This is a genomic window from Pseudomonas sp. HY2-MNA-CIBAN-0224 (genome assembly GCF_040310285.1).
GTDB classification, from domain to species: domain Bacteria; phylum Pseudomonadota; class Gammaproteobacteria; order Pseudomonadales; family Pseudomonadaceae; genus Aquipseudomonas; species Aquipseudomonas helleri.
This window is the reverse complement of record NZ_JBEOPQ010000022.1, coordinates 15,043-39,550: the sequence shown is the minus strand read 5'-3', so window position 1 is coordinate 39,550 and position 24,508 is coordinate 15,043. Positions and strand designations below refer to the sequence as shown.

The following is a 24,508-nucleotide window of genomic DNA, read 5'->3' as shown; positions in this document are numbered from 1 at the left end:
TCACGACAGGCGGGAGGTTCACATGAGTGCTAACGGCAACGATCGGCAGATCGACAATATCGAATTCAATGTGGGTGATATCAGCCGGAGCAAAGCCTTCTATGGCAGTGCATTCGGCTGGACATTCGTCGATTACGGTCCTGCGTACACAGAGTTCACTGATGGCCGCTTGACGGGTGGTTTCACCACGGGTGAACCGGTGCGGCCTGGCGGCCCATTAGTGATTGTGTACGCCGACGATCTTGAGGGCACTCAGGCACGCATCAAAAGCTTGGGCGCCGTGATCAGCCGTGAGACCTTTTCTTTCCCCGGTGGGCGCCGCTTTCATTTTGTCGATCCTGACGGTTATGAACTGGCGGTTTGGACGCGCCAGGAGTAGATTTCACTCTCGCGGTCTACTCGCCTACTTTGGCAGTACGTGTTCGGGTGACCGGCCTGCGTCTTTTAACTGATATGATTCAAGCGCTTACAAACCGAGTGACCCAAGATGAATCGTCGTAAAAAGATCCAGCAGCTTTTAAAGGCGCATGCCAAGAAGGCCAGTGCCAAATTGGCACCAAAAAAAAAGTCCACTTACGTTAGCAAGGCTGATCGATTGAAGTTGGCGACTGAATCGGCAGAGGCCTCAACCGTTGTATCTGAAAGCTGATTGATAGCGCTCAGTCACACCCCCGCTGTAGAGGGGCGGTTGAGTGGCACAGCCTTTGCTTTTTGTTTGCATGGCCCGGCGCTATATGCCGGGTCTTGCGACAAATACCTGCATACCAAGGTTCTGAATGAGCGTGGTTAAGGTCGAATGAAGGCAATAGTGTCATCTAGGTGCTCTAAATTGAGGCAGTAAGCGCAAGTTTTGAGGGTATTTACACCCGGCGTGGCGGTTTATGCGGTACAAAAAGTGAAGATCTGCTCCCTTAAGGAATTCAGGGTATGACGGTGATCAAGCATTGTGCAGTAGGGTTTTTGTCAGTTTTAGTATTGGCCGGGTGCGAGGCAGATAGAGATAAAGTCGCACGGGAAAAAGTCCAGGCAATTAAACAAGTGATTGCCACGCGGACTCTGGAATACGTTGATATTTCGAGTTCACAGCCTCTGCTCTCTGATAACGTCAATCGCTGCATCGTGCAGATGTCTGAAAACAAAGCCAAGCTGGATGCCATACAAGTGGATTACGCCGAGACACACACGGTGCAGTCCTCGGATACCCATACGTTGTACAGCCTGATTAATTACCAACTCACGGCCTGTAAGGATGCCCGGCAGGCGCAAGGCTATTGATTTTGTCTCGTGGATTTCAAACCTGCTACGCTGGTGCCCATTGGACATTGCGCAACGGGATTGATAAGGGAGCGGTATGGAGTATTACGCATGGGTACTGGCGAAATTCGTGGCGGGGTTCGCAATAATTGCAACTCACATGTATATGTCAGGCAGAACCCAACTGTCGCAAATGACAGCGATTGACCTGATTGGCAACTTTATTCTGGGCGGTATTATTGGAGGTGTTATTTACAGTGACACCATTCCTTTTAAACAGTATTTGCTGGTGCTGTTATTAGGTGTGTTGTTGATCTACATACTGAATACCGCCACTAAACATATCCAGGTGCTGCGTGGTTTTGCGATCGGTAGCCCTATACCGATCATCAAGAACGGAAAGTTCATTGTTGAAAATCTGGTCGATAATAAACACAAGATAGACATCTTGCGGCTAGCCTCGCAGTTACATGCTCAGGGGGCGTGTGCTTTCCAGCAGGTCTACTACGCGCAAATTGAGCCGGGTGGCGAGTTGACGGTCATTTGCGATGAACGCGACATGCCATCGGTGATTGTCATGTTTAACGGCGAGGCGCGACTCGATCAGCTGACGTCCATTGGCCATGATCCGCAATGGCTGGACAGCAAAATCAAAGCACTGGGGCTTGAAACCGAAGAAGTATTTCTCGCTGAGTTTTGGCGCGGGGAATTATGCATCACCGCTCGCGATGGCAGCGTGATAAGCCCCGCCCCCCAGCCGGCCTGTAGTCGCTGACGAGGTACGAGGCTGCGATGCGAGCCGAAGGGTCGCCTTAATAGCCCGAGCCTGCTGTCACCCTGTCTGCCCCAAACTCGCGCACAGATTAAGCAACTGTTCCTGCAACACTTTGCCTGCGTAGCTCAGCCCGCCTTGGGCATAGAGCGCCAAATACACGCCCTGGATATCCGGCAGGCCGCTACTGGCGTCGAGCACTTGATGGCCTGCGGTGATGACCCGCCGTGGTAGCAAACTGACGCCCAAACCCGCAGCTACTGCCGAGCAAACACTGGCCAGGCTGGCGCTTGAATAACTGATTCGCCAGTGCCAGCCGCCCATTTCCAGGTGGTTCAGCATTTCATTGCGGTACAAGCCGCCTGCGGGGAAGGTCACCAGCGGCAACGGATCGCGCCCCAGCGCAGGCTGGGAGCGGCTGTCGACCCAGCACAAAGGTTCTGGCCAACTCGCCAGGCAATCATCGTTTTGGCCCATCTGCTTGACCAGCAACACCTCAAACTCACCCCGGCGAAACAGCCGCTGCAAGTCGGGGCCCAAGCCGCTGGTGACCTCCAGACGCACACCCGGATGCTCCAGGCCGAAGCTCGACAGCAACGGCATCAAACGGTCTGCGGCGAAATCTTCCGGCACCCCCAAACGCAATACGCCTTCGCTTTGTTGGTTGAACATGGCCTCTCGGGCTTCTTCATGGAGCGTCAGAATGCGCCGCGCATAGGCCAGCAAACGCTCGCCCTCAGCCGTGGCAATAACGTGGCGTTGATCGCGATCGAGCAGCGTGCAGCCAAGGTTGTCTTCAAGGCGACGAATCTGCTGGCTGACCGTGGACTGAGTCAAATGCAACCGCTGCGCTGCCCGGGTGAAATTGGCGCACTCCACCACGGCAACAAAACTGCGCAACAACACGGGATGGAACATACACGTCACCATTCGAATTGCCACTGAAAGGCATGGTTATATTTAATTTCAGAATACCTGCCTGGCTGACCATACTCGTTCTTCATTGAATCTGCAGAGAGAAAGTGACCATGAGTCGCCTGACGTTTAAATCCGGCCTTCTAGCGGCCGGGCTATTAATGATGGGAGGAGTGATGGCTAACGAGCAAAGTCTGTTGGATGCGGTGCGCGGTGGCGAGCTGGCCCACGTGCAGCAATTGATCAATGGCGATGCGGACCTGAAGGCGCAGGCGCCGGACGGCAGTAGCGCACTGTTGCTCGCGACCCAACGCAACAACGTTGAGATCGCCCGCGCCTTGATAATGGCGGGCGCCGACGTCAATCAGAAAAACCTGATGCACGACAGCGCCTATTTGCTGGCGGGTGCCAGTGGCTACAACGATATCCTCAAGCTGACGCTGGCCCATGGCGCGGACCTGAAAAGCACTAACCGGTATGGCGGCACCGCGTTGATTCCCGCGTGTGAGCGCGGCCATGTTGAAACCGTGCGCTTGTTGATCGCCGCAGGGGTCGACGTCAACCACGTCAATCGACTGGGCTGGACCTGTTTGATGGAAGCCATTGTGCTGTCCGATGGTGGCCCGGCGCATCAGCAGATTGTTGCCCAGCTGATTCAGGCGGGCGCAGACCTCAACTTGCCGGACAACCAGGGTAACAGCCCGTTGTATCAGGCAGAGCAGCGCGGTCAGAGCGCAACGGCCACGTTGCTGCGTGCCGCTGGCGCCCAGTGAATGACCTGCACGGGAGTTCTCATGAATAACGATCAAGATTACCTGCGACGTGCGGTGGAACTGGCACGCATCAACGTTGCCGAGGGGGGGCGACCCTTTGGCGCAGTGCTGGTCAAGGACGGCCAAGTGATTGTCGAGGCGGTTAACGAAATTCATCTCGACCAAGACCCGACCGCCCACGCGGAACTACTGACCATCCGCCGTGCCAGCCAGTATTTGGGCTCGCGTCTGGACGGGTGCGTGATCTACGCCAGTGGCCAGCCGTGCCCGATGTGCCTGGCCGCCATGTACCTGTGCGGTGTGAGCCGTGCCGTGTATAGCGCAGCAAACGAACTGGGTGAACCGTTTGGTTTGTCTACGGCGGCGATCTACCAGCAACTGGCGTTGCCCTTGAGCGAGCAGCGCCTGAACGTGCAACATCTGCCGCAGCCCGCAATGGCCGAGGTCTATCAAGACTGGCAGGCGCGCCATGCCGCTCACTAAAACCCGTTTGCGCAGCTTGGCAAGTTGGGCCCTGATCATCGCATTGGGGCTTAACTTGCGGCCGATTTTGAGTTCCATCAGCCCATTGTTGATGCAGATTCGTGGCGACACCGGCATGAGCTTCCAAAGCAGCGCCTGGCTGACCAGCCTGCCGGTGATTTGCATGGGGCTGGTGGCCTTGCTCGGGGTGCGCATAGAAGCCCGTTTGGGCGAGCGACGGGGCGTGGCGCTGGGGCTGCTGATGATTCTGGGCGCGTGCTTGTGGCGCCTGCTGGGGCATCAGGCTGAAGTGCTGCTCATCACGGCCTTGCTGGGTGGCGCTGGTGTAGCGCTGATTCAGGCACTGGTGCCGGCGCTGATCAAGCGCCAATTTCAGGGGCAAGTGGCGCTGGCTTTGGGGGTGTATTCGGCCTCATTGATGGGCGGTGGTGGCTTGGCGGCGTTGTTCAGTCCGGTGGTGGCCGGGTATTTCAGCCAATGGCAGGCCGGGCTCGGAGTATGGTTGTTGCCCGCGCTGGCGGCGCTATTGATGTGGTGGCTGTTGCCCTTTGCCGGGCTGACTGCGCGCACTCACGGCGTATCCGCTCATCCGTGGCGTAACCGCAGGGCCTGGCTGTTGGCGCTGTACTTCGGGCTGGTAAATTGCGGTTACATGAGCATGGTTGCCTGGCTACCGGTGTATTACCTGCAAATGGACTGGAGCGCGACCCAAAGCGGTTCGCTGCTGGCGTTCATGACAGTGTTTCAGGTGCTGGCCGCTTTGGTGATGCCTGCTCTGGCGCAGCGCAGTCGCGACAGGCGCCCGTTTTTGGCCTTAAGCCTTGCTGCTCAGGCATTTGGGTTTTTCGGCCTGGTGATGTGGCCGCTTGAGTCGCCGCACCTCTGGGTGGCATTGATCGGCTTTGGTCTGGGCGCTTGTTTTGCACTCAGCCTGATCCTGACCCTCGACCATTGCCGGGAACCTCGCGCAGCCGGGCAGTTGGCGGCGTTTGTGCAAGGGGTGGGATTTCTCATCAATGCCATTTCGCCTTGGTTGACCGGCTGGTTGCGTGAACTCACGGGCAACTTTGTCAGCGCCTGGTGGGTGTTGATTGTCGGGGTTGTGGCGATGCTGCTGTTAACCCGCATTTTCAGCCCGGCGAGTTATCGGGAAACGTTCGCTGAATCGCATGGCTCCCCGGTACTGTCGATACATCCCTGAGCGCTACATTCAGATCCAATATCGACATAAAACGCTCAACCAGCGGTGAAACGTTGTGGGTATGCCAGCCCACATAGAGGCCAACGGCGGGGTTGCCTGATTCCGCCACCGGCAAAATGCGCCGAAACACCACATTGTCCTGTGTAAACGACCGAGCAATGGAGGCCGGCACCAACGCCACACCAAAGCCACAGGCAACCAGGCCGATCACGGTGTGGAGTTGTGCCGCTTCCTGTACCACCTTCGGGTAAAAACCCGCAGCTTCGCACAGGGCAATCAGTTGTCGGTGATAACCGCTGCCCAGCACTTCAGGGGTGAAGACAAACCCTTCATCTGCTAAGTCACGCAGGTCGATGTCAGCGGCATGGGCTTTGGCGTGATCGGCGGGCATGGCCATGACGATTGCCTCTTCAAACAGCAAGCGCGACTGCAAATTGGGCGTGTCAAAGGGCAGTTTACGCATAAAGGCGATGTCCGCTTCAGCGTGCGAGATAGCTTGGGCCTGGCTGGCTGAGGGCATCTCCTTGAGGGTCAACTGAACGTTGGGGAAGGTATCGCGAAACGCTCGTAGTGCATTGAGCAGCGGCGTGTAGTGGGCGATGGACACGGTGGTGATCGTGAGTTTGCCAGCGATGCCTTGTGCCACTAAGCGCGCATGCTCCACACCGGACTCCAGTGTGTTGAGGGTGCTGTAGGCAGTGTCCAGAAAGGCGCTGCCCGCAGGCGTCAGTCGCACTTCGCGTTTACTGCGCGTCAGCAGGCTGATTCCCAGTTTGTCTTCCAGGCGGTTAATCGCCTGGCTGAGCGCAGGCTGCGCCATGTGCAGGCGCTTGGCGGCGTTGTGGAAGTGCAATTCTTCGGCAACGGCAATGAACTGCTTGAGCAGACGGGTCTCGATCATCGTGTCCGTTCCTTCCTTTGAACTGTGATAGGCGCAGCGTATCAACATCGCGCTTGAACAGTATTAAACATGCCTGAAACGAGGGGTTAAGGTGAGGGCAGTCATCAAGAGGAATCAACTGTGGACTTTGCAGGCAAAACCGCAATTGTAACGGGCGCTGGCCAAGGCCTGGGGCTGAGCTACGCCCGCGAGCTGGCAAGGTTGGGCGCCAATGTGGTGATCAGCGATATTGGCGCGGATACGCTGGGCGAAGGTGCCGATGCCTCGATTGCCCACGAGGCGGCACGTGCGCTTGCGTCCGAAGGCTACAGCGTGCTGGGTCACCACGCCGAGCTTGCCAGCGAGCGCGGGTGCGAGCAATTGGTCGCGGCGGCGGTCGGCGCGTTTGGGCAACTGGATATCGTGATTCACAACGCGGGTTGGGTCGGTTATCAGCGGATAGAAGAGGCCGAGGTGGCTTTTATCGAGCGGGCACTGGATATCAATGTCTACGCGCCTGTCTGGCTGTGCAAACATGCTTGGCAACACCTGCGGCAATCGCCAGCCGCGCGGGTTGTCCTGACCACGTCGGACCGGGCCATGTACCAGCCCTATGCACAGCCGGGGCTGGTGGCCTACGCGGCAGGCAAGATGGCGCAACTGGGCATCATGAATGCTCTGAGCATGGAGGGAATGGTCGACGGGATTTTGGTTAACGCTGTATCGCCGGTGGCAAAAACCAGAATGTGGGGCGTGACCGAAGCACCGGTCAACCTCAAACCGGAGTGGGTCACACCCGGCGTGGTGTTTCTGGCTTCGCAGCAGTGCCGCGACACCGGCTACATCGTACGGGCCAGCAATGGTCAATTCACCGCCACCCGTTTCGTTGAAAACCCCGGCGTTGACTATCCCGTCGACCTGGCACGGGTCAAGGCCAGTAGTGCCGAGCAGGTGGCGCAGTTGTGGGAACAGATCAAAGAATGTTGATTCGAGTAGGAGCGAGCTTGTCTCGCGATCTTTTATCTTACGTCTTGTTCAACAGATCAAAAGATCGCGAGGCAAGCTCGCTCCTACAGGTGGGTCGGTGGTGTTACAACTTCCACTCCAGGCCCAGGCTGACGGTCCTTGGCTCGCCCCAGAACACGCCGTTATAGAAGCCGACATTGTCGTAGTACTTCTGGTCCAGCACGTTTTTGACGTTCAACGTTGCCGAAACATGGGTATCAAACTCGTAGCGTGCCATCAGGTCGAGGAGGGTGTAGGACTTCTGGGTAATGTTTTCCTTGATGGTGTTCGGGTAGCCGTCTACATTTGTCGTCCCGTCGGGGCGACGCGCGGCACGGTAGATATCGCTCTGCCAGTTAACGGCAGCCCCCACGGTCATCGCGCTCCATTCACCCGGCAGTTTGTAGGTAGTCGATACCTTGACCAGGTTCAACGGTGAGGCCGTATTGATGCGCTTGCCGTCGGCGTTAAGTGAGTGGGTATAGGTGTAGCCCGCTATCATGTTCCAGCCGCGCATCACTTCACCGGCCAGCTCAACTTCAAAGCCTTTGACTTTGTTACCCTTGCCCCCGGAAGTGTAATAGTTTTCACCGTTCGGGCCGCGCGGTACGGAGCTGTCGATTTCCGGCACGTTATCCTGCTTGCTCCAGAACACCGCACTCGACAGGTTCAAGCGTTCCTCCAGAAAACTGCCTTTGAGCCCGAGCTCATAGACGCTGCCGACTACCGGCTTGAGGTACGAGCCACTGACATCTTTATCGGTAGATGGCTTGAAAATGTCGGTGTAGCTGACATAGGCCGTAAGCTCTTCAGTGAAGTCATACAGTAAGCCGGCATAGGGAGTGATCATGTCGTTGTGGGTCTGCACGACTTTATCGTAGCTGACACCGCCAAGTGCCTTATCGTCGAATTCGCGGTCAACGTCTGAGCTTTTCCAACTGCCGTAACGTGTGCCGAGCACGGCGTGCCACTGATCGGTGAGGCTAAAGCGCGTGGCCAGGTAACCGGACTTCTGTTTGACGGTGCTGTGTTTGCTGTCGATACCGCTGTCAAGGTCGCGGTATTTCGGGATAGCGCCCATATCACCCCAGTCAGGCACCCTGCCGTAGTCCTCAGGGTTTAAATCAATGAAGAGCGGCGAGGTGTTGTCGTACTTGGCTTCGCCGTAACCGACCATCAATTCATGATCCCGCCCCAGCAGGGCGTAAGTGCCCGAGAGGTTAACGTCGATCGCCGTCATGGTTTCGTCACCGGCAAAGTGGCTGCTATAGGCCGACATGCCGGTGCCATCTGCGTTTGGGAAGCCGCCACCGGCGTAATACACCTTGCCTTCGGAGTCGCTGGAGCGGTGGGTATAAGCGGCTTTCAGGCGCCAGTTATCGAATAACTGCTGGTCGAGGGTGGCGAAGGCGGTTTTGTCCTTCTTCGGCCAGGAGCTCCAGGGCGTCGCATAATTGGTCGAACGCCCCAGGTTGGCCTTTTCGCCAGTGCCGGTCCAATAGGGCGTGGTGCCCCAGGAGGAGCCGCGAACCTGCTTGTCCTGATAGTCGTAACCGACGGCCACGGTGGTGTCGTCGGTGAGGTCGGCCTCCAGAATGCCGTAAGCCACTTCGCGCTTTAGCGCGTAATTATCGCGAAACGACTTGCTGTCTCGGTAGGCCAGTACGGTACGGCCGCGCAAACGCCCGTCGAACCCCAGCGGTCCCCCCACATCGACGTAACTGTAGTAGTCGTCATAGCTGCCGCCGCTGACTCCGGCCGTGGCCGCCAGTTCGTGGGTCGGGCGTTTGCGGATCATGTTGATGGTGCCCGACGGGTCGCCTGCGCCGGTGGTCAGGCCGGTGGCGCCGCGGACCACTTCAATGCGGTCGTAGATGATGGTATCGGCGTCAGTCTTCATGTAACTGAAGGTGTTGAGCATCCCGTCAATCTGGAAATTATTGATGGTATAACCGCGTGACGAATAGCTGACCCGGTCCGAGTCGTTGTGTTGCACCACCACGCCGGTGGTATGACGCATGGCTTCAGTGAGCGTATTGAGGTTGAAGTCATTCATTTCCTGGCGGGTAACCACCGAGATCGACTGTGGCGTTTCGCGAATGCTCAAGTTGAGTTTGGTCGCGGTGTTGGTCGAGCCGGTGGTATAGGAACCTGTGTCTTCAGTCGTCGAACCCAGTCCTTGGGCGCTGATGCGGGTGCTTGCGAGTAGCATGCCGGCAGGTTTCGTCTCGACGTCATCCAGGGCCTCAGAGTCGGCCAGCAAGTGCGAACTGCTGATAAAGCCGAGGGCTAACGTGACGGAACGGGTGAGGGGAGCACGCATTGCAACTGATTCCTTGTCAGATTTTTGAAGTTGTCAGTGCTTCAAACGAATGACAAAGGAGATAGTTAGGCCATTTTCAGTGTGTTGGCTAAATAGAGACTTTTCGCACAAGCACCCTCTAGGAAGAAGGCTACGTGCAACCCGTCAATCAACAACAGTGCACATACGTTCACGGTTTATACTGGCCGCCTTCGCACATCTTCAAAACAAACAAACCGAGATTCTTAATGAGCCGTTCTCTGTCTATCGCACCGGAGCGCAAGTCGTTTGCGCCGCTGGTGGCTTTTATCTTGCTGTTGCTGGGCGCAGCGTTCCTGCAAAACACGGTGGGTTCACGCCAAGTGTTATTGCTGGTGGTGGGCGCTGCACTGGGTTTAACGCTGTATCACGCGGCTTTTGGCTTTACCTCGGCCTGGCGGGTGTTTATCAATGACCGGCGCGGTGCCGGCTTGCGCGCGCAAATGATCATGCTGTCGGTGGCCGTACTGCTGTTTTTCCCGGCACTGGGCTCCGGCACGCTGTTCGGTCAGCCCGTGGTCGGGCTGGTCGCGCCAGTGGGTGTATCTGTAGTGTTCGGTGCGTTTATTTTCGGCATCGGCATGCAGTTGGGGGGCGGCTGCGCCTCCGGCACCTTGTTCACAGTCGGCGGTGGTAATGCGCGAATGCTGGTGACACTGCTCTTTTTCATCTGTGGCTCGGTCATCGCCACCCATCACGCCGACTGGTGGTTTGCCCTGCCTTCGCTGCCGGCCACCTCCATCGTCAAAAGTTTGGGGGTCGTGCCAGCGCTGCTGCTGAGCCTGGCTATTTTCGGGGTGATTACGGCGGTTACCGTGCGTCTCGAAAAAGCCCGTCACGGGCAGCTTGAAGCGGGTGTGACCAGCGAACACCAAGGGCTGCGCCGCTTTCTGCGCGGGCCATGGCCATTGGTCTGGGGCGCGATTGGCCTGGCCTTGCTCAATTACGCCACGCTGGCTTTGGCCGGCCGCCCGTGGGGCATCACCTCAGCGTTCGCTCTGTGGGGCGCCAAGGCGGTGAGCGGGCTGGGCGTGGATGTCAGTAGTTGGGGCTTCTGGCAAGTGCCGAGCAATGCCAAGGCGCTGGCGGCACCGGTGTGGGAAGACATCACCAGTGTCATGGACATCGGCATCATCCTCGGCGCGTTGCTGGCAGCGGGGCTGGCCGGTCGCTTTGCCCCGAGCCTGAAAATTCCCGCCCGTTCGCTGCTGGCGGCGGTGATAGGTGGTCTGCTGCTCGGCTACGGCTCGCGTCTGGCGTATGGCTGCAACATCGGTGCGTACTTCAGCGGCATTGCCTCAGGCAGTCTGCATGGCTGGGTGTGGCTGGTAGCAGCTTTTCTGGGCAACAGTGTGGGCGTGCGCCTACGGCCGTTTTTCTTCGTCGGCGAGCGTCCGCAGGTGGCGTTGAGCGGTTGCTGAGTTTGACTCGCATCTATGTAGTCAATTCGACCCTCTTATCAAACACAAAATAAGTCATTGATTGTTAAGTCCCTGTAGGAGCGAGCTGTTGATTTTGATCTGGCTTTTGATCTGAGAGGCCCCGTTAAACCACGCTGGCCGATCGAGGCGTGCCCACGGAGCAGGGCCCTGTGGTGAGGGCATGCCGAACCACAGCGAGGCACCGAGGGGGTGGGGCAAAAAGCGTTTGGTTACTTTGCGCTTTCAAAGTGACGCCCCGTAAGGGTGGAACCCTAAGTGGCCGTTACCGCAGCAATGGATATGTACTCAAATCAAGAGCAACCCTCACCCTAGCCCTCTCCCGTAGGAGAGGGAACCGATCGGGGGATGCTGAAGATATTCGGTGGCCTGTTTGCTGCGCGCGACGGCGCCGCGTCGAAGATCACGGTCGCTCGTGCCGGGGAGGCGTGTCCAGACAGAACCGGTCAGGCCGACATGCTTTGAGCGCATCGCTCAACTTGGCATCTAGAATTTCTTCACTCACCAGACGGCCGACTATGGCCGCCAGTGCGACACCGGGGTGCAGGCTGCACACGTACACACCGCTGACGCTGGGCAAATACCCGATGATGGGCAGGCGATCGGATGCTATTGGCCTGAGACCTACACTCGCCAACTGAGGCTCTGATAAAACTGCGCCTTCAAGCTCGCTTTCGATGGTCCTGGCGGTTCGCTGCGCCACGGCGGAGGGCTGATTCTCGGCGCTGTCGTCCAGATAATCTTCAGCCGCCAGCAACGTTCCATCCGCGGCTTGTCTGACTTCTATCGCTGAGTTGGAAATGATTGTCTGCACCAGGCCGGGCTGTGCCGGGTAGCGGATAAAAATGCAAGGGGAGGCTTGCACCGGGAGGGGGCGGTTGAGCATCTGAGTCAGCTCGGCAATGCCGGTCCCGGCTGCCAATACCACGGTATCAGCCACTAACATGCCGTTTGAAGTTTCAATCGCTGTCACTGAGCCGTGCAGGGTTTTAAAGCCCAGCACACGGGTTTGCGTGAGCACTGTTGCCCCGTTTGCCTGAGCGCCTGCCATCATTGCGTGGGTGGCTGCGACAGCGTCCAGTGCGCCCTCTTGCACCACGTACATTGCTTGTTGTGGTGGGTGCTTGATGTTCGGTTCAAGGGCGAGAATTTGTGAACGATCCAGCAACTGAGCGGGAGCAGGCGACACTTCACTCAGCCCCTCGCCATACGACAAAGCGCCCGTCCAGCGTATGTTCAGCGCTGGCAGTTGCGCTTCAAGGCGGTGGTATTCCTTGATGGCTTCGCGGCGCAGTTGCGCTATCGGGTCCGGTTCGCCATGCGTGGTGTTGATCCAGGCGAACGAGGTTGCGGTAACCCCTGACGCAATCTCTGCGGCCTCGACAACAGTGACCTTCGCCCCTTTGTCAGTCAGGTGGTAGGCCATCGAGGCGCCGACGATCCCGGCACCGATAACCACAATATGCTTGTCAGGTGTTAATGCCATAAGATCTTCCTTGTCTGTTACGGGTGTTGCGGCCAATGATCGGTAATGTCATGCCATGTGGCCTTTGACGCCACACAGATATGCTTTTGTTTAGCGCCAGTGACGGGTGTGTCGAGAGTGCCCATGGCGATAGAGATCCAGTCGGCGTAGGGCCCTTTTGACGTTGACCAAAATAAGGATGAACCGCACTCGCCGCAGAACTGACGCAAGACCGACTCTGAAGACTCAAACGACTTGAGACGTTCAGCACCGCGGGTCAACTCAAGATCGCTACGCAGCACATTAAAAAAACTGGCAAAGGCGGCCCCGTGGGCTTTGCGGCATTGGCTGCAATGACAGTGTGAAACCACCTTGGGCGGCGTAGACGTTTGATAGTGGACAGCGCCGCACAAGCAACTGCCGAGCAAGAGGTTATCCATTGGCGCACACTTCCAGACGAGGAGAGCGTCACTCTAAACGCGGGCGGGCGCGCATCTCAATGGTTACTGCGCCGCACGCCGTCATAATTCAGCCACTTCAGCGCCATAAAATGGTTGGCCTCTTCATTCGCAGATAGACCGCATGCTGCGCTTTCGCGACCTGTTGCTAGTAAACGACAACATCCGCCAGCAATATCAGGATGTAAAGCCACAGTTGGAGGCCAACAATCGGGGAGGGATTGGCGAATACCTCTCGCATAAAGCGCCTCATATAGATGCCTGGCTTGAGCCGCATCTGTATGAATAAGGCTAGCTTCAGGCGTGTATGGGGGACGGTTAGTCGTAACGCCCTGAGTGGCGTTTAGGGTGCGAGCAAGCTTACCAACTCAGTTGTCAGGGCCGCAGCCTCTTGTCGATACCCGGCAGCCCAGTTGTTTGACCAATCATCAGGCCGTCCCTGATCATCCCATTCTGCCAGTGCAAGCCCGTTCAAGATTTCCAGTTCAAACCAGACGCGTTGCCAGGCATCGCCGTCCTCAACCAACGCAGTGTTTTGCCACAAAAATTCGGTTTGCGCGACAAAAGACGACCATGCGAACAGGTCGTCCGATGCACGCTCGGCCACGGCCCGCCAGCTCTTAGTGATTGTCATCAATGACGCCCTTAGAAAGTGGATATACACGGTATACCGCTGGTGACAAAAAAGCCCGCCAGACAAGAGCTGGCGGGCCATGTTCAGGTGACAATAATCCAGGTGCTATTTCTGGGTGATGCTGTCCGGCAAGGCATAAGCAATGATGTAGTCACCGACATCCGGTGAGTGGCTCATGCCACCGGCTGAGATGACCACGTATTGCTTCCCGTTTGTCGGCGACTTGTAGATTAGGGGCGCAGCGACAGCGCCAACCGGTAGACGGGCTTTCCAGACTTCCTTGCCCGTGGCCGAATCAAGTGCCCGCAGGTAGTAGTCCTGAGTCCCGGCGAAAAACACCAGGCCTGATGCCGTTGAGGTTGGACCACCGAGTGTCGGCATGCCCAGTGGAATCTGCAGGTGCGTTTTGATCCCTAGCGGGCCGGTGTCCTGGACAGTGCCCAGAGGCACCTGCCAAAGTAATTTCTGGTTGTTGAGGTTAATGGCGCTCATGCTGCCGAAGGGTGGGGTATTGCACGGTACGCCCAGCGGCGATTGCAAAATGTCGATTTTCACGCCGCCATAAATACCGGCTACTTGCGGGCGAATGGTCCCCATAAAACCAGGCACTTCATCGGTCGAGACTTTGAATTTTTTGGTGTTTTCCTTGGTGACCAGTGACATGCGCAGCGGCATGCGCATGTCATTGACGTACATGATGCCGGTGTTTTCGTCGATCGAAATACCGCCCCAGTTCATGCCGCCCAGCAGGCCTGGCCACTCGATATAAGGTTTTTCACTGGGAGGTGTAAATGGGCCCAAGTACACAGAGTCCTTGAACATGATCCGGCAGTACAGTTGGTCGAAAGTAGACACCCCCCACATGGACTTTTCGGTCAGCGGTTCAGCACCAATGGTCGGCATCCCTACCGAGAACGGTTGGGTCGGCGACAGATGCTCGCCTTCTGCAGCTGAAGTGGTAGGTACTGCGCGCTCTTCAACGTCTGTTACCGGCTTGCCGGTACGGCGATCGAGTACAAAAATATTCCCGGTCTTGGTGGTCTGTATCAAGACCGGTGTCTTCTCACCTTGAGCATTCTTGATGTCATAGAGCACAGGCTGAGACGGCAAGTCATAATCCCAGACATCGTGGTGAACGGTCTGGTACACCCATCTGGCTTTACCCGTGGATGCATCGACTGCCACAACGGCTGAACCAAACTTTTCTTTAACCTGATTGCGATCGCCACCCCAGTAGTCGGGTGGGCCGTTGCCGGTCGGTAAGTAAACCAGGTTCAGTTCTTTGTCGTAGGTCGGAACGGTCCAGACGTTAGGTGTTTCCAGAGTGAATTGATGATCGTTTGCCGCGATATCTTGGCTGTCGGGTGCGCCGACATCCCAAGCCCACACTAAAGCCCCTGTCAGTACGTCGAATGCGCGAACGGCACCGGAAGGCTCACCCTCAACAATGTCACGTACCCAGCCCCCGACTACAGTCAGGTGCCCCATGACCACTGGCAGCGAAGTCGGGTGATAGCGCTTGCTGTGTTCAGTGGGACCCATGCCTTTTTTGAGATCGACATAACCGTTGTCACCAAAACTCGGGCAAAGAGTGCCGGTATGGGCATCAAGCGCAAACAGACGTGCATCCACCGATGACACTAGAATCCGCTGGCGGCACTGTTGGTCATTGCTGTGTGAGGCCTTGATCTCAGCACTCAGGCTGTCGTCTTTATCAATATCGTAATAGCCCACACCCCGGCACGTTACGTGCTCTTCGCTCTTGGCATGCGGGTCAAACTTCCAGATCGGGGTCCCGGTATCACCGTTCAGGGCGGTGATCAGGTTCTCCGGGGTGCACGAGTACAAAACGTTACCAATTTGCAAAGGGGTATTTTCGTCTACCCCGGCACCGGCGCCCGTAGTACGACGGCCAGTTCTGTAGGTCCAGGCGACCTGCAGGTCCTTGACGTTGTCCGGGGTGATTTGGGTGTATGGGGCAAAACGTGTTCCCGAAGCATTGCGTCCGAAAAACTCCCAATTGTCAGGGCCACTGGAGGGCTCTTCGGCCATTGGGTTGTCGGTGGCCGCGTCTGGGTTGGAAAAAACGCCATGGGGATAAAACGCGGCAATGAATGTTGCGATCAGTCCCAGGAATACAGCAAAACCAAAGCGGTTAGCCAGGCGTCGGGTACTCAGCGAGGTGTTCGGCAAGGCTGCTCCTACCCACAAACTGAGGGTCAGGATTATCGCTGGAACGACCAGACGTGGCAGCAGTTCCCAGTAGCTGAACTGTCCGACTTCATAAAAGGCCCAGACACAAGTAGCCAGAAATATCGCAACTGAGAGGCTGACGCCGATGCGTTTTCGCAGTACGAAGAGGGCCGCGAGCAGCAAATAAGCCAATCCGGCAATCAAGTAATAACTTGACCCGCCCAATGAAACTAGTTTGATCCCGCCATAAATCAACGCTAACGCCACGACAAATACAAGAAGGGAAAACAATACCCTCGCTATATTGCTCATTGAGCGTCCTGCTGTGTGAGGTGATTTGTCATTCGTCATTGATTGAATGCTCGATTGGGTAAGAGAACACTGACCTGTTGTATACGAACAGCAGGGCCGAAAATTTATTGCCCCTTTTAAAGGGCCAGGCGTGAGCAGAGGGCTCTGGAGCGTGCATGAGAGGTTTTTCAGGCATTGTCGTGTCAGTGTATACACGAGCTGTTTTGGATAAATCCAAAGGCAGGAGAAACATTGTTGATAAAACAGTAATAATCTTCAGCGGCGGGGGACGATTGCTGCCCACAACTGCGCGGGCTTGAGGGGGCTGTGAGTAGTCAGTGGCATTTTAATAAAGGTGATTAGCGCTGTTATATGAAAGCGCCGGAAGAACAGTGTTGGATATTTACCATTTGGTGAATGATTTTAAGGGGCAGGATTTTTCGCAAGTCATTGGCAAACATTTGACTTCAGACTTCCTCGCCAGTGATATCTTCTACTCGGAAAATCTGAAGTCAGTGTCAATTCGAAACGTAAAGTCTCGAGAGCACAGGCCAGTATTCAGGTTGTTTATTCACAATTGATTAGCCAAGGTCCTGTCCACCAAACGCAAACTGTTACGACCCCCGCGTTTGGAGGCGTAGAGCGCGGCGTCGCCCAGTTCGATCAACTGGCTGAGGCTGGCAGGAGGGCGGTCGAAGAGTTCTGCGCCAATACTCAGTGTCACCGCTTGTGGGGTGACGAAGGTTTGTGAGGTGGCGAGGTAAAACGGTTCGCGCAGGGCGCTGGCCAGTGCTTCAATGCGCTCGCTTGAGGCGTTGCTCAACAGGATCACGAATTCATCGCCGCCCAGCCGGGCTGCCAGTGCGTCTTTGGGCAGTACCGCACGAATCATTTCGCTCAGGGAGATCAATAGCCGGTCGCCTGCTGTATGGCCAAACAGGTCGTTGATCAGTTTGAAGTTGTCGATGTCGATCAGCAGCAATGCACCAGGTCGTGCGGCTGATACCCCGTTCAGTAAGGGCGGCGCGCGCATTTCGAGGGCGCGGCGGTTGTACAGGGCGGTCAATGGATCGCGGGCGGCGAGGCGGGCGATCTGTTTTTCGCGCCGGTAGCGTTCGGTTCCGGTCATCGACAAGGCGATCAGCATGATTGCCATTGCGCCTTCTACCAACGAGATCTGAATGATCTCGCCGCGAAACGCGGCCAAATCAATAAACTCGCCCGGAAGCACTGCGATCAGCGCTTTGATGAGATAAAACACCCCGTGAATCAGCAGTACATAACGTAACTGCACGGCGCCCACGCTCAACGACTTGCCGTGGGGGCGCAACAACCAGCTGGCCTTGAGTGCCAGGAGCGCGACCAACAGCGAATTGACCAGCAACATGACTCTGGACCATGACGGCTCATTCGGGATGAGCAACAGTACGGGCCAGATCGCAAAAATAAGGTACCAACTGCGCGACAAACGCACTTGTGTGAAGCGCGCAACACCCAGCAGAAACAACCAGTGGGCCACCACCAGCAAGCCGTTGGCGAACCAGATACCGATGAGCAGCAGTCCGATACTGCGTAACAGCGCCAGGGATGAGCCTATGGCGATGGTGGCAAAACCTGCACTCCACAACAGCAGCGAGGATTCGCGCACGCTGCGCCATTCAATGGCCAGATAGAGTGCGGCGGCAGCGGCCAGCGCGATGGTCAGGGTCAATAACGTGAGAGGGTCGAGCGCCATGAATTGACCGGCTTGCCTTAAGTGCGGAGGTGCTGGCAATTGTATGCGTATTTAGTGACTTTTCGCAGACTGCTGGACGCACTTCATCCCCCTGTGGGAGCGGGCTTGCTCGCGATGCAGGCAACTCGGTGTATCTGTGACACCTTGTCGACCCCATCGCGAGCAAGCCCGCTCCCACAAAACAATGCTACCCGTGCAGGGCCCTCCTGCAGATCTGAACGATTTTTTAAGCATCCATCAACTGCGAACAGCCCGCCGCGCCATAACCAGCGCCAACACTGGTGCCACGGTAAACAGTCCGAACAACCACAGTGCCGCATTGGCGATGCCGGTATTGCCCGTCGCGTCATTAATGCCCGCTACGTTGGAAATCACCCCGGCCAATGCAGCGCCCATGGCCATGGCGAATAATTGCAATGTGGTGATCGAGGCTGCAGCAGTGTCTTTGTCTTGTTCCGACGCCACCTGCAAGATACGCGTCAGCAGGTGCGGCCAGCCCAGGCCGATGCCAAATCCCACCAGGAACAGTCCGAGACAGATCGGCGCCAGTTGCATCCATTCACCCAAGCTCGCCATGGGCGTGGTAATTGCCAGCATCACCAGGCCAATCACGATAAATAGCGGCCCCGCAAGGATGGCGCGCTGTGGGCCTCGACCTGTCCAGCCGGAGCTGAGGATTTCCGAGACGGTCCAGCCCGCCGCCATCAACGCTGTCATGTAGCCGGCAGCCAACGGCGACTGACCATGCAAGTGCTGCAGAAAATACGGCATGAAAATCTCGCTGCTCATCCCGATCACCAGCAGGCAAGTGGTCGCGTAAAGCGCGCAAAGCGGGGTACTGAACCTGAACGCGTCTTTGGGCAGCAGGCGTACCGAGGCGCTGGATTCGTAACGGATCAGCATGAATACCAGTACCGCGCAGACGGCGATACCCAGCACGTTCCAGCTTGGCAGCGACGAGACACTGCCTGCACACACCGCCAGCACGGCAGCGGCCAGCAGCACCAGTTGCACAACCGGCAGGCGCGTAGACGCAACGGCTTCACTGTCGCGGGGCGGCAAGGCGCGGTGAGTCAAGGCGATATAGGCAAGACTCACCGGAACCATCACGCCAAAGGCCATGCGCCAGGCATCCATTTCGGCAAATACACCCCCCACCGCAGGCCCGACCAAGGTCGCGACACCCCACATACCCGACACCAGTGCCATGGCCCGCGGCCACAGACGCTCTTCAAACACCAGTTGAATCATCGAGTAACACAAGGCCAGCAGCACGCCACCGCCCAGTCCTTGAATCAAGCGCCCCGCGAGCATCACCGGCATGCTCGGCGCCAATGCGCAGATCAGCACGCCGACCATAAATATCAAGGTGGCGAGGGTATACGCCAGGCGCGGGCCGGTGTGCTGGAGCAATTTGGACGTCAGTGCAGAGCCCAGGATAGACGCCACCACGTACAGCGTGGTGCTCCAGGCATAGAGTTCCAACCCGCCGATTTCGGCGACCACCGAGGGCAAAATCGTCGTGGCGATATAAGTGTTGGTGGCATAGAGCGCAATGCCACCCGAGAGGGCGATGGAGCGGGTGGCGTTCTTGCCGAGGAGTAATTCTCCCCAACTGCTGTCTTGGGCTTGCATGGATGTTTCCTTGTACGGCGACTGCCTGTGAACGCTCGGCGAATTGCATGAAACGTAGGGTTGGGTTAATTTGCCAAGCAATTGCTTTGAATATTGCTGTGGGGCTCTTTATTTTGTCAAGAAATGACTTGGAATATTCGGCGTCGTCATCTCCGGCGGATCGCCTTTTACATCTGCTCAAAACACGCGGGCCACAACTGGCCAGTGATGCGGGCGAGTATTTGGGCACCACCGGGGAGGCGGCACGACAACAATTGGTCAAGCTGGCGGCCAGCGGTTTGGCAGAGGCCAAGGCAGAGGTGCGCGGTGTCGGGCGCCCGACGCAGGTCTGGCACTTGACCGCAGCGGGGCATGCGCGTTTTCCGGATACGCATTCAGAACTGACGGTGCAGCTGTTGCAGACCGTGCGCGAAACCTTTGGTGAAGACGCGATTGAGCGTTTGATCGATGTCCGTGAGCGTCAGACGCAGGCGCTGTATGAGCGCGAAATGCAAGGTGTGGTGGGCCTTAAAGCGCGGGTAGAACGACTGGCACAGTTACGCAGCCGCGAAGGCTACATGGCCCAATGTAGCGAGCAACCGGATGGCGCCCTGATATTGGTTGAAAACCACTGCCCGATCTGCGCGGCCGCCACCGCATGCCAAGGGTTTTGCCGGGCAGAATTGCAGGTGTTCGAGCAGGTGCTACAGGCGAAAGTTGAGCGCGTGGAGCACATCCAGCTGGGGGCAAGGCGTTGTGCTTATCGCATTGTATGAAAGACACTCGGCACAGGTAACGTGGGTGCTTTTAACTGATTTGGTTTAATCAATTTGAAGGATTTGCCATGACCCCACCCCAACTCATCCGACCAGCGCTTGCCAGCGACGAAGCTGCAATTCGCGCCTGTGCCGAACAGGCCTATTCGCAATATGTGGCTAACATAGGACGCAAACCTGCGCCGATGTTGGCTGATTTTGCCGCGCAGATTGCAGAGAGGCAGGTGCATGTTTGCGTGAATGGACAAGGCGATTTTCAAGGATTCATAGTGTTCTTTTCCGTTGATCAGCACATGTTTCTTGAAAACGTTGCGGTTTCAACAGCGGGGCAGGGTAAGGGGATCGGCAAGGCGCTGGTGCAATTTTGCGAAGCGACGGCGTTAAGCCAAGGGCTTGGCAGCGTGAGCCTGTATACCAATGCCAAAATGACCGCCAATTTGGCAATCTACCCGCGGCTAGGGTACGTAGAAGTCGGACGTCGCTCAGAAGCTGGTTTTGACCGCGTCTACTTTGAAAAAAACTTGCTGGCGGCCAGTCAGCAACGTGGATAACCGTAAATCCCTGACGAGCCTGCGCAGCGGTGTTTCCGGCGTTAATGTGAAGGGGGCTCAAGCCCAATGCGCCGGGTCATCGACGATGGCCTGGTGTTCTTGCAGCATCTTCGGGATTTCTTTTTTCAAGAACTCGACCCACGTTTTAACTTTCGCATCCAGAAAGCGGCGCGAAGGGTAGAGCGCATAGATGCTTTTTTCATGCAGGCGGTAATGCGGCAGCAGGCGGACCAATGAGCCGCTGAGGTAGGACGCCACGCTCACGTAGTCCGGCATCAGACAGACACCCAGCCCCGCTTCGGCAGCTTTGGCCATGGCCTCGGCAACGTTGACCCGAAACACTTCACCCGGACGAATCGAACGCTCACCCTGTTCATCACGGAACGTCCAGCTGTCGGTGAACAAAGGGTCGACAAGGTGCAGGCAGCGATGCTCGCTCAGTTGTTCCGGGGTTTGCGGGATACCCTGTTTTTCCAGGTAGGAAGGGGCTGCACTGAGCACGCTGTAAATGCGCCCCAACTCCTGGCCCACCAACTCGGAATCGGGCAACTGAGCTGACAAGGTAATGACCACGTCGTGGCCTTCCTCAAACAGATCGGGCTGGCGTTGCGACAGGGTCAAGTCGACATTCACCTGCGGGTACAGCTCGGCGTACCTGGCGACCAAGGGGGCCAGCAACTGAATCCCGATGCCCGTGGTGGATTGCACGCGCAAATGGCCACGAGGTATCAGGTGCGCCCCTCCGGCTTCAGCATTGGCGTCTTCAATTTCTCCGAGAATCAGCCGACAACGTTCCAGATAGCGCATGCCGACTTCGGTCAGGGCCAGGCGACGGGTGCTGCGCTGCAACAAACGTGCTTGTAGTGAAGATTCCAGTTCAGACAGCAAACGAGAGGTTTGCGCGGTTGAATAGCCCAGCGCCTGAGCCGCTGCGGTAAAACTGCCTGTCTCGACTACGCGAACGAACACTCGCATCGCCTGAAAAATATCCATGCTTCTTGTAACCCCACACGTAGGCGTGCTTTTTGGTGATGGCAATCATTACACAGAGCGCTGAAAGATACCGTGTTGGTGTGTTCACAGGTTTTAGATGACAAATCGTTGTGCACTGTAGGAATATTCCTTTTTTGACGTAAAAAAATTGCTTATAAAACAAAAAGCTATGAGCCATCGCTACAAAAAGTACGCAGTCTGTGGTTTCGAGTTACTTGATTTTGTCATCGTATGTGCTTGATTCTTATGGATTGGGATCTTTTCGTACAAGTATCTGTCAGACGTTTACCCTGTTTTGGTCAGCTCTTTCATGCCTCGTTCGAAGAGGCCAGCGGACCTAGATGTACTACTCACAAGGCGCCTATTTTTGAAAAACACCGAACATCTGCGGCCTAAAGCCTCCAGCCCCGACATTGACTTGGTCGACCTGTTCTCTTTTTTTTGGCATCAAAAGAAGTTTATTGCGACTACTTCAGCAATTGCTGGCGCCATTGCACTGGGTTATGTCTTGGTTGTGCAGCCGATTTATCAGGCAAGCACAGTGCTGCGCCCAGCAGAAATTAATGAACTGGATGCCTTGAACCGCTCAGAGGTCTACAAGCTCCCACCGAATGAAGCGCTGTTGAAAGTCGGTGCGGCACTGGATTCCTATGAAACGCGCCTGAGCTTCTTCCGCAGCCACAAGGATTTGTTCAAGCCGCTTGAAAAAGACGGCATGACGCTTGAACAAAGTTTTGAGGTGTTTAACCGGGACTCGATCAACCTGACTCAAGTCGGCGTTAAAAACGCTGATGCCTTGAGCCCGTCCATCAAGCTTGAGCTGACCTATCCCAAGTCGGTCCTGGGCGTCGATATCATCAATGGGTTTGTTGCCTACGCAATCGATATTCAGCGTGCGCAAATCACTTCTGATCTCAAGACTATTATTAATAACCGTCAGAAAGAGCTGAGAGAAAAGATCAGTGCCGCGCGATTGGGCTACCAGTCAGATAAAGAAGCCAAGATTGCAACGCTTGAAGAAGACGATGAGTTAAAGCGCGCTACTCTGAAGGACGAATTGCAGGCCCTGCGCCTGCAACTCAAGGCTATGCGTGAAGCGCGTATTGATCAGCTAAATGAAGCCATTAGCATTGCCACTACGTTGGGCATTTCCCGGCCGACCACACCTTATGCCATGGGCGAGAGTGCTACCGGCGGGTCACGGGTGATCCGCACGGACATCACCTCCCAGGATACGCCGCTGTACTTTTTGGGTACTCAAGCCCTGCAAGCTGAGCGCGCGGTGTTGCTCAAGCGGACTTCCGATGACTTTACAGATCGAAGGGTTCTGGAGATCGATAAACAGCTGAAATTGCTGGAGGTCAATCGCGAGGTTGAACTACTCGGCAAGCGCGCCAATGAAGATGTTTACCTTAAAAATATCGAGCCTTTGCGTGCAGAGATCGTCCGCCTCGGCAACTTGAATACCGACATGAGCACCTTGGGTCTGGTCAGTATCGACCGTAAGGCTCAGACGCCTGTCAGCGCACTCAAACCGAAAAAAGCCCTGACCATTTTACTGGGCTTATTCCTCGGTGGTTTGTTGGGCTTGGGTATTACCACGGTGCGTTACTTCAATGTCCGCCGCCGTGAAGAGCTCAAGCAGTCAAGCTAAAACCGCAACAGATTTGATCTGCAGCCAGATGCTTTGCCCCGGCTGCAGGTCAAGCTGGTCACGTGAATAGCGGGTAATACGGGCCAGCAGGGCGCTGCCGTCGATGTCCACACGCACCAGCACATGGGCTTGATTGTCTGCCGCTGTTTCGCTGATGACAGTGGCTTGCAGGCTATTGAGGATACTGCTGTGTTCACTGCGATTGAGGCTCAGGCTGATGTCGCGGGCTTGCACCTTTACCCGTAAGGCCTGACCTACCCCCAGTGGCGCATGGGCAACGCGCAAGCATTGAGTACTGTTTGGCAGTTGCAGGGTCAGCAATTGATACTGCGCATCGTAAGCACACACCGTTCCTTCGATCACCACGCCTGCGTCATCACCTTGAGACAGCGGTAGATCAAGTCTGGCCAGAATCTCACCGATAGGCCCGCTGGCCAGAGCTTTGCCTTCGCTCAGAAGCACAATGTGGTCAGCCAGACGCGCGACTTCGTCCTGTGAGTGGCTCACATACAGCACCGGTATATCCAGTTCGGCATGCAGGCGCTCAAGGTAGGGCAGGATCTCGGCCTTGCGCTGGCTGTCGAGTGCGGCGAGCGGCTCGTCCATCAGCAACAGTTTGGGACTGGTCAACAGGGCGCGGGCAATACCGACCCGCTGACGCTCGCCGCCCGACAAGTGATTGGGGGCACGATCCAGCAGATGAGTGATGCCCAGCAGGTCGGCCGCATGGGCCAGTTCTACTCGCTGTGCCTGGCGCGGGATACGGCGCAGGCCGAATTCTAGGTTGGCGCGCACCGAGAGGTGCGGGAACAGGCTGGCCTCTTGAAAGATATACCCCAATGAACGCTTATGAACCGGGACAAACAGCTTGTTGTGGCTGTCTTGCCAGACTTCATCATTGATCTGCACGAAGGCGTGTTCAGCACGCTCCAGACCCGCGATACAGCGCAGGCAGGTGGTTTTGCCAGACCCCGAGTGACCAAACAAAGCCGTCACCCCTTTACCGGGCAACTGCACGTCCAGGTCCAGCGAAAAACCGGAATAGCTGAGCTGCAGCCGAACAGTGATGTGCGAACTCATG

At 56.5% G+C, this 24,508-nt stretch carries 24 protein-coding genes; 13 read left to right on the top strand and 11 right to left on the bottom strand.

Annotation, left to right across the window (positions count from 1 at the left end; translation table 11 throughout):
• Positions 1 to 22: 22 nt before the first annotated feature.
• From AAEZ03_RS12525 to AAEZ03_RS12510, 4 genes are all read left to right on the top strand, one after another.
• Positions 23 to 379 carry a VOC family protein gene (locus AAEZ03_RS12525; RefSeq protein WP_153434398.1) on the top strand — a complete coding sequence of 119 codons (357 nt, stop codon included), beginning with the start codon at positions 23 to 25 and terminating at the stop codon, positions 377 to 379.
• 108 nt (positions 380 to 487) lie between these two features.
• Entirely contained in the window at positions 488 to 649 is a 162-nt protein-coding gene (locus AAEZ03_RS12520) for a DUF2986 domain-containing protein (protein ID WP_082148799.1), read from the top strand.
• Between the two features lie 278 nt (positions 650 to 927).
• Complete coding sequence (locus tag AAEZ03_RS12515; protein ID WP_350579002.1) at positions 928 to 1,275, top strand: hypothetical protein; 348 nt, start codon at positions 928 to 930, stop codon at positions 1,273 to 1,275.
• A gap of 76 nt (positions 1,276 to 1,351) precedes the next feature.
• Positions 1,352 to 2,029, top strand: coding sequence for a DUF421 domain-containing protein (locus AAEZ03_RS12510; RefSeq protein WP_350578999.1), 678 nt, complete (start codon positions 1,352 to 1,354; stop codon positions 2,027 to 2,029).
• Between the two features lie 57 nt (positions 2,030 to 2,086).
• On the opposite strand, the gene AAEZ03_RS12505 is transcribed toward AAEZ03_RS12510, so the two are convergent.
• The gene (locus AAEZ03_RS12505) at positions 2,087 to 2,944 is read right to left on the bottom strand and encodes a LysR family transcriptional regulator (RefSeq protein WP_350578996.1); all 858 of its coding nucleotides are present in this window, start codon (positions 2,942 to 2,944) and stop codon (positions 2,087 to 2,089) included.
• Positions 2,945 to 3,054: 110 nt separating this feature from the next.
• Here AAEZ03_RS12505 and AAEZ03_RS12500 point away from each other — a divergent pair, with 110 nt between their 5' ends.
• The 3 genes from AAEZ03_RS12500 to AAEZ03_RS12490 are packed head-to-tail and all read left to right on the top strand — an operon-like array spanning position 3,055 to position 5,398.
• The gene (locus tag AAEZ03_RS12500; protein WP_502947923.1) at positions 3,055 to 3,714 is read left to right on the top strand and encodes an ankyrin repeat domain-containing protein; all 660 of its coding nucleotides are present in this window, start codon (positions 3,055 to 3,057) and stop codon (positions 3,712 to 3,714) included.
• Between the two features lie 21 nt (positions 3,715 to 3,735).
• On the top strand, positions 3,736 to 4,197 hold the full coding sequence (locus tag AAEZ03_RS12495) for a nucleoside deaminase (RefSeq protein WP_350578994.1): 462 nt from the start codon (positions 3,736 to 3,738) through the stop codon (positions 4,195 to 4,197).
• Positions 4,184 to 5,398, top strand: a complete 1,215-nt coding sequence (locus AAEZ03_RS12490; RefSeq protein WP_350578992.1) for a CynX/NimT family MFS transporter — start codon at positions 4,184 to 4,186, stop codon at positions 5,396 to 5,398. Before AAEZ03_RS12495 ends, AAEZ03_RS12490 begins: the two co-directional genes overlap by 14 nt.
• Here the strand turns inward: AAEZ03_RS12490 and AAEZ03_RS12485 are convergent.
• Positions 5,328 to 6,299: a LysR family transcriptional regulator gene (locus tag AAEZ03_RS12485; RefSeq protein ID WP_350578990.1), complete on the bottom strand. Its 972-nt coding sequence runs from the start codon at positions 6,297 to 6,299 to the stop codon at positions 5,328 to 5,330. The two genes, AAEZ03_RS12490 and AAEZ03_RS12485, sit on opposite strands and share 71 nt — an antisense overlap.
• Before the next feature lie 120 nt (positions 6,300 to 6,419).
• On the opposite strand from AAEZ03_RS12485, the gene AAEZ03_RS12480 reads away from it, so the two are divergent.
• Positions 6,420 to 7,265, top strand: a complete 846-nt coding sequence (locus AAEZ03_RS12480) for an SDR family NAD(P)-dependent oxidoreductase (RefSeq protein WP_350578987.1) — start codon at positions 6,420 to 6,422, stop codon at positions 7,263 to 7,265.
• Positions 7,266 to 7,368: 103 nt separating this feature from the next.
• Here the strand turns inward: AAEZ03_RS12480 and AAEZ03_RS12475 are convergent, their stop codons facing one another.
• Entirely contained in the window at positions 7,369 to 9,606 is a 2,238-nt protein-coding gene (locus AAEZ03_RS12475; protein WP_350578984.1) for a TonB-dependent siderophore receptor, read from the bottom strand.
• A gap of 227 nt (positions 9,607 to 9,833) precedes the next feature.
• On the opposite strand from AAEZ03_RS12475, the gene AAEZ03_RS12470 reads away from it, so the two are divergent.
• Positions 9,834 to 11,045, top strand: a complete 1,212-nt coding sequence (locus AAEZ03_RS12470; RefSeq protein WP_278938758.1) for a YeeE/YedE family protein — start codon at positions 9,834 to 9,836, stop codon at positions 11,043 to 11,045.
• A gap of 421 nt (positions 11,046 to 11,466) precedes the next feature.
• On the opposite strand, the gene AAEZ03_RS12465 is transcribed toward AAEZ03_RS12470, so the two are convergent.
• Both AAEZ03_RS12465 and AAEZ03_RS12460 read right to left on the bottom strand, forming a co-directional pair.
• Positions 11,467 to 12,549 carry an NAD(P)/FAD-dependent oxidoreductase gene (locus AAEZ03_RS12465; protein WP_123749333.1) on the bottom strand — a complete coding sequence of 361 codons (1,083 nt, stop codon included), beginning with the start codon at positions 12,547 to 12,549 and terminating at the stop codon, positions 11,467 to 11,469.
• Between the two features lie 17 nt (positions 12,550 to 12,566).
• Positions 12,567 to 12,968, bottom strand: coding sequence for a GFA family protein (locus AAEZ03_RS12460; protein WP_350578979.1), 402 nt, complete (start codon positions 12,966 to 12,968; stop codon positions 12,567 to 12,569).
• A 133-nt stretch (positions 12,969 to 13,101) separates the two neighbouring features.
• Between AAEZ03_RS12460 and AAEZ03_RS12455 the strand changes: the two genes are divergently transcribed.
• Positions 13,102 to 13,275 (top strand): GrpB family protein, encoded by a 174-nt coding sequence (locus AAEZ03_RS12455; RefSeq protein ID WP_350579072.1) that lies wholly within the window; start codon positions 13,102 to 13,104, stop codon positions 13,273 to 13,275.
• A gap of 54 nt (positions 13,276 to 13,329) precedes the next feature.
• Here the strand turns inward: AAEZ03_RS12455 and AAEZ03_RS12450 are convergent, their stop codons facing one another.
• The 4 genes from AAEZ03_RS12450 to AAEZ03_RS12435 form a co-directional block, all read right to left on the bottom strand.
• Complete coding sequence (locus AAEZ03_RS12450) at positions 13,330 to 13,620, bottom strand: hypothetical protein (protein WP_278938757.1); 291 nt, start codon at positions 13,618 to 13,620, stop codon at positions 13,330 to 13,332.
• A 105-nt stretch (positions 13,621 to 13,725) separates the two neighbouring features.
• A complete protein-coding gene (locus tag AAEZ03_RS12445) occupies positions 13,726 to 16,125 on the bottom strand; it encodes a membrane-bound PQQ-dependent dehydrogenase, glucose/quinate/shikimate family (RefSeq protein WP_350578976.1) in 2,400 nt (799 codons plus the stop codon).
• Between the two features lie 550 nt (positions 16,126 to 16,675).
• Positions 16,676 to 17,839 carry a GGDEF domain-containing protein gene (locus AAEZ03_RS12440; protein ID WP_123749328.1) on the bottom strand — a complete coding sequence of 388 codons (1,164 nt, stop codon included), beginning with the start codon at positions 17,837 to 17,839 and terminating at the stop codon, positions 16,676 to 16,678.
• A gap of 237 nt (positions 17,840 to 18,076) precedes the next feature.
• On the bottom strand, positions 18,077 to 19,474 hold the full coding sequence (locus AAEZ03_RS12435) for an MFS transporter (protein WP_350578972.1): 1,398 nt from the start codon (positions 19,472 to 19,474) through the stop codon (positions 18,077 to 18,079).
• Between the two features lie 128 nt (positions 19,475 to 19,602).
• Here AAEZ03_RS12435 and AAEZ03_RS12430 point away from each other — a divergent pair, with 128 nt between their 5' ends.
• On the top strand, positions 19,603 to 20,229 hold the full coding sequence (locus tag AAEZ03_RS12430; RefSeq protein ID WP_218576892.1) for a helix-turn-helix transcriptional regulator: 627 nt from the start codon (positions 19,603 to 19,605) through the stop codon (positions 20,227 to 20,229).
• 68 nt (positions 20,230 to 20,297) lie between these two features.
• Positions 20,298 to 20,780 (top strand): GNAT family N-acetyltransferase, encoded by a 483-nt coding sequence (locus AAEZ03_RS12425; RefSeq protein ID WP_278938753.1) that lies wholly within the window; start codon positions 20,298 to 20,300, stop codon positions 20,778 to 20,780.
• Between the two features lie 57 nt (positions 20,781 to 20,837).
• Here the strand turns inward: AAEZ03_RS12425 and AAEZ03_RS12420 are convergent, their stop codons facing one another.
• Complete coding sequence (locus AAEZ03_RS12420) at positions 20,838 to 21,773, bottom strand: LysR family transcriptional regulator (protein ID WP_123749324.1); 936 nt, start codon at positions 21,771 to 21,773, stop codon at positions 20,838 to 20,840.
• 295 nt (positions 21,774 to 22,068) lie between these two features.
• Between AAEZ03_RS12420 and AAEZ03_RS12415 the strand changes: the two genes are divergently transcribed.
• Positions 22,069 to 23,427, top strand: coding sequence for a Wzz/FepE/Etk N-terminal domain-containing protein (locus AAEZ03_RS12415; RefSeq protein WP_278938752.1), 1,359 nt, complete (start codon positions 22,069 to 22,071; stop codon positions 23,425 to 23,427).
• Here the strand turns inward: AAEZ03_RS12415 and modC are convergent.
• Positions 23,419 to 24,507, bottom strand: a complete 1,089-nt coding sequence (modC, locus tag AAEZ03_RS12410) for a molybdenum ABC transporter ATP-binding protein (RefSeq protein ID WP_278938751.1) — start codon at positions 24,505 to 24,507, stop codon at positions 23,419 to 23,421. The two genes, AAEZ03_RS12415 and modC, sit on opposite strands and share 9 nt — an antisense overlap.
• Position 24,508: the final 1 nt, after the last annotated feature.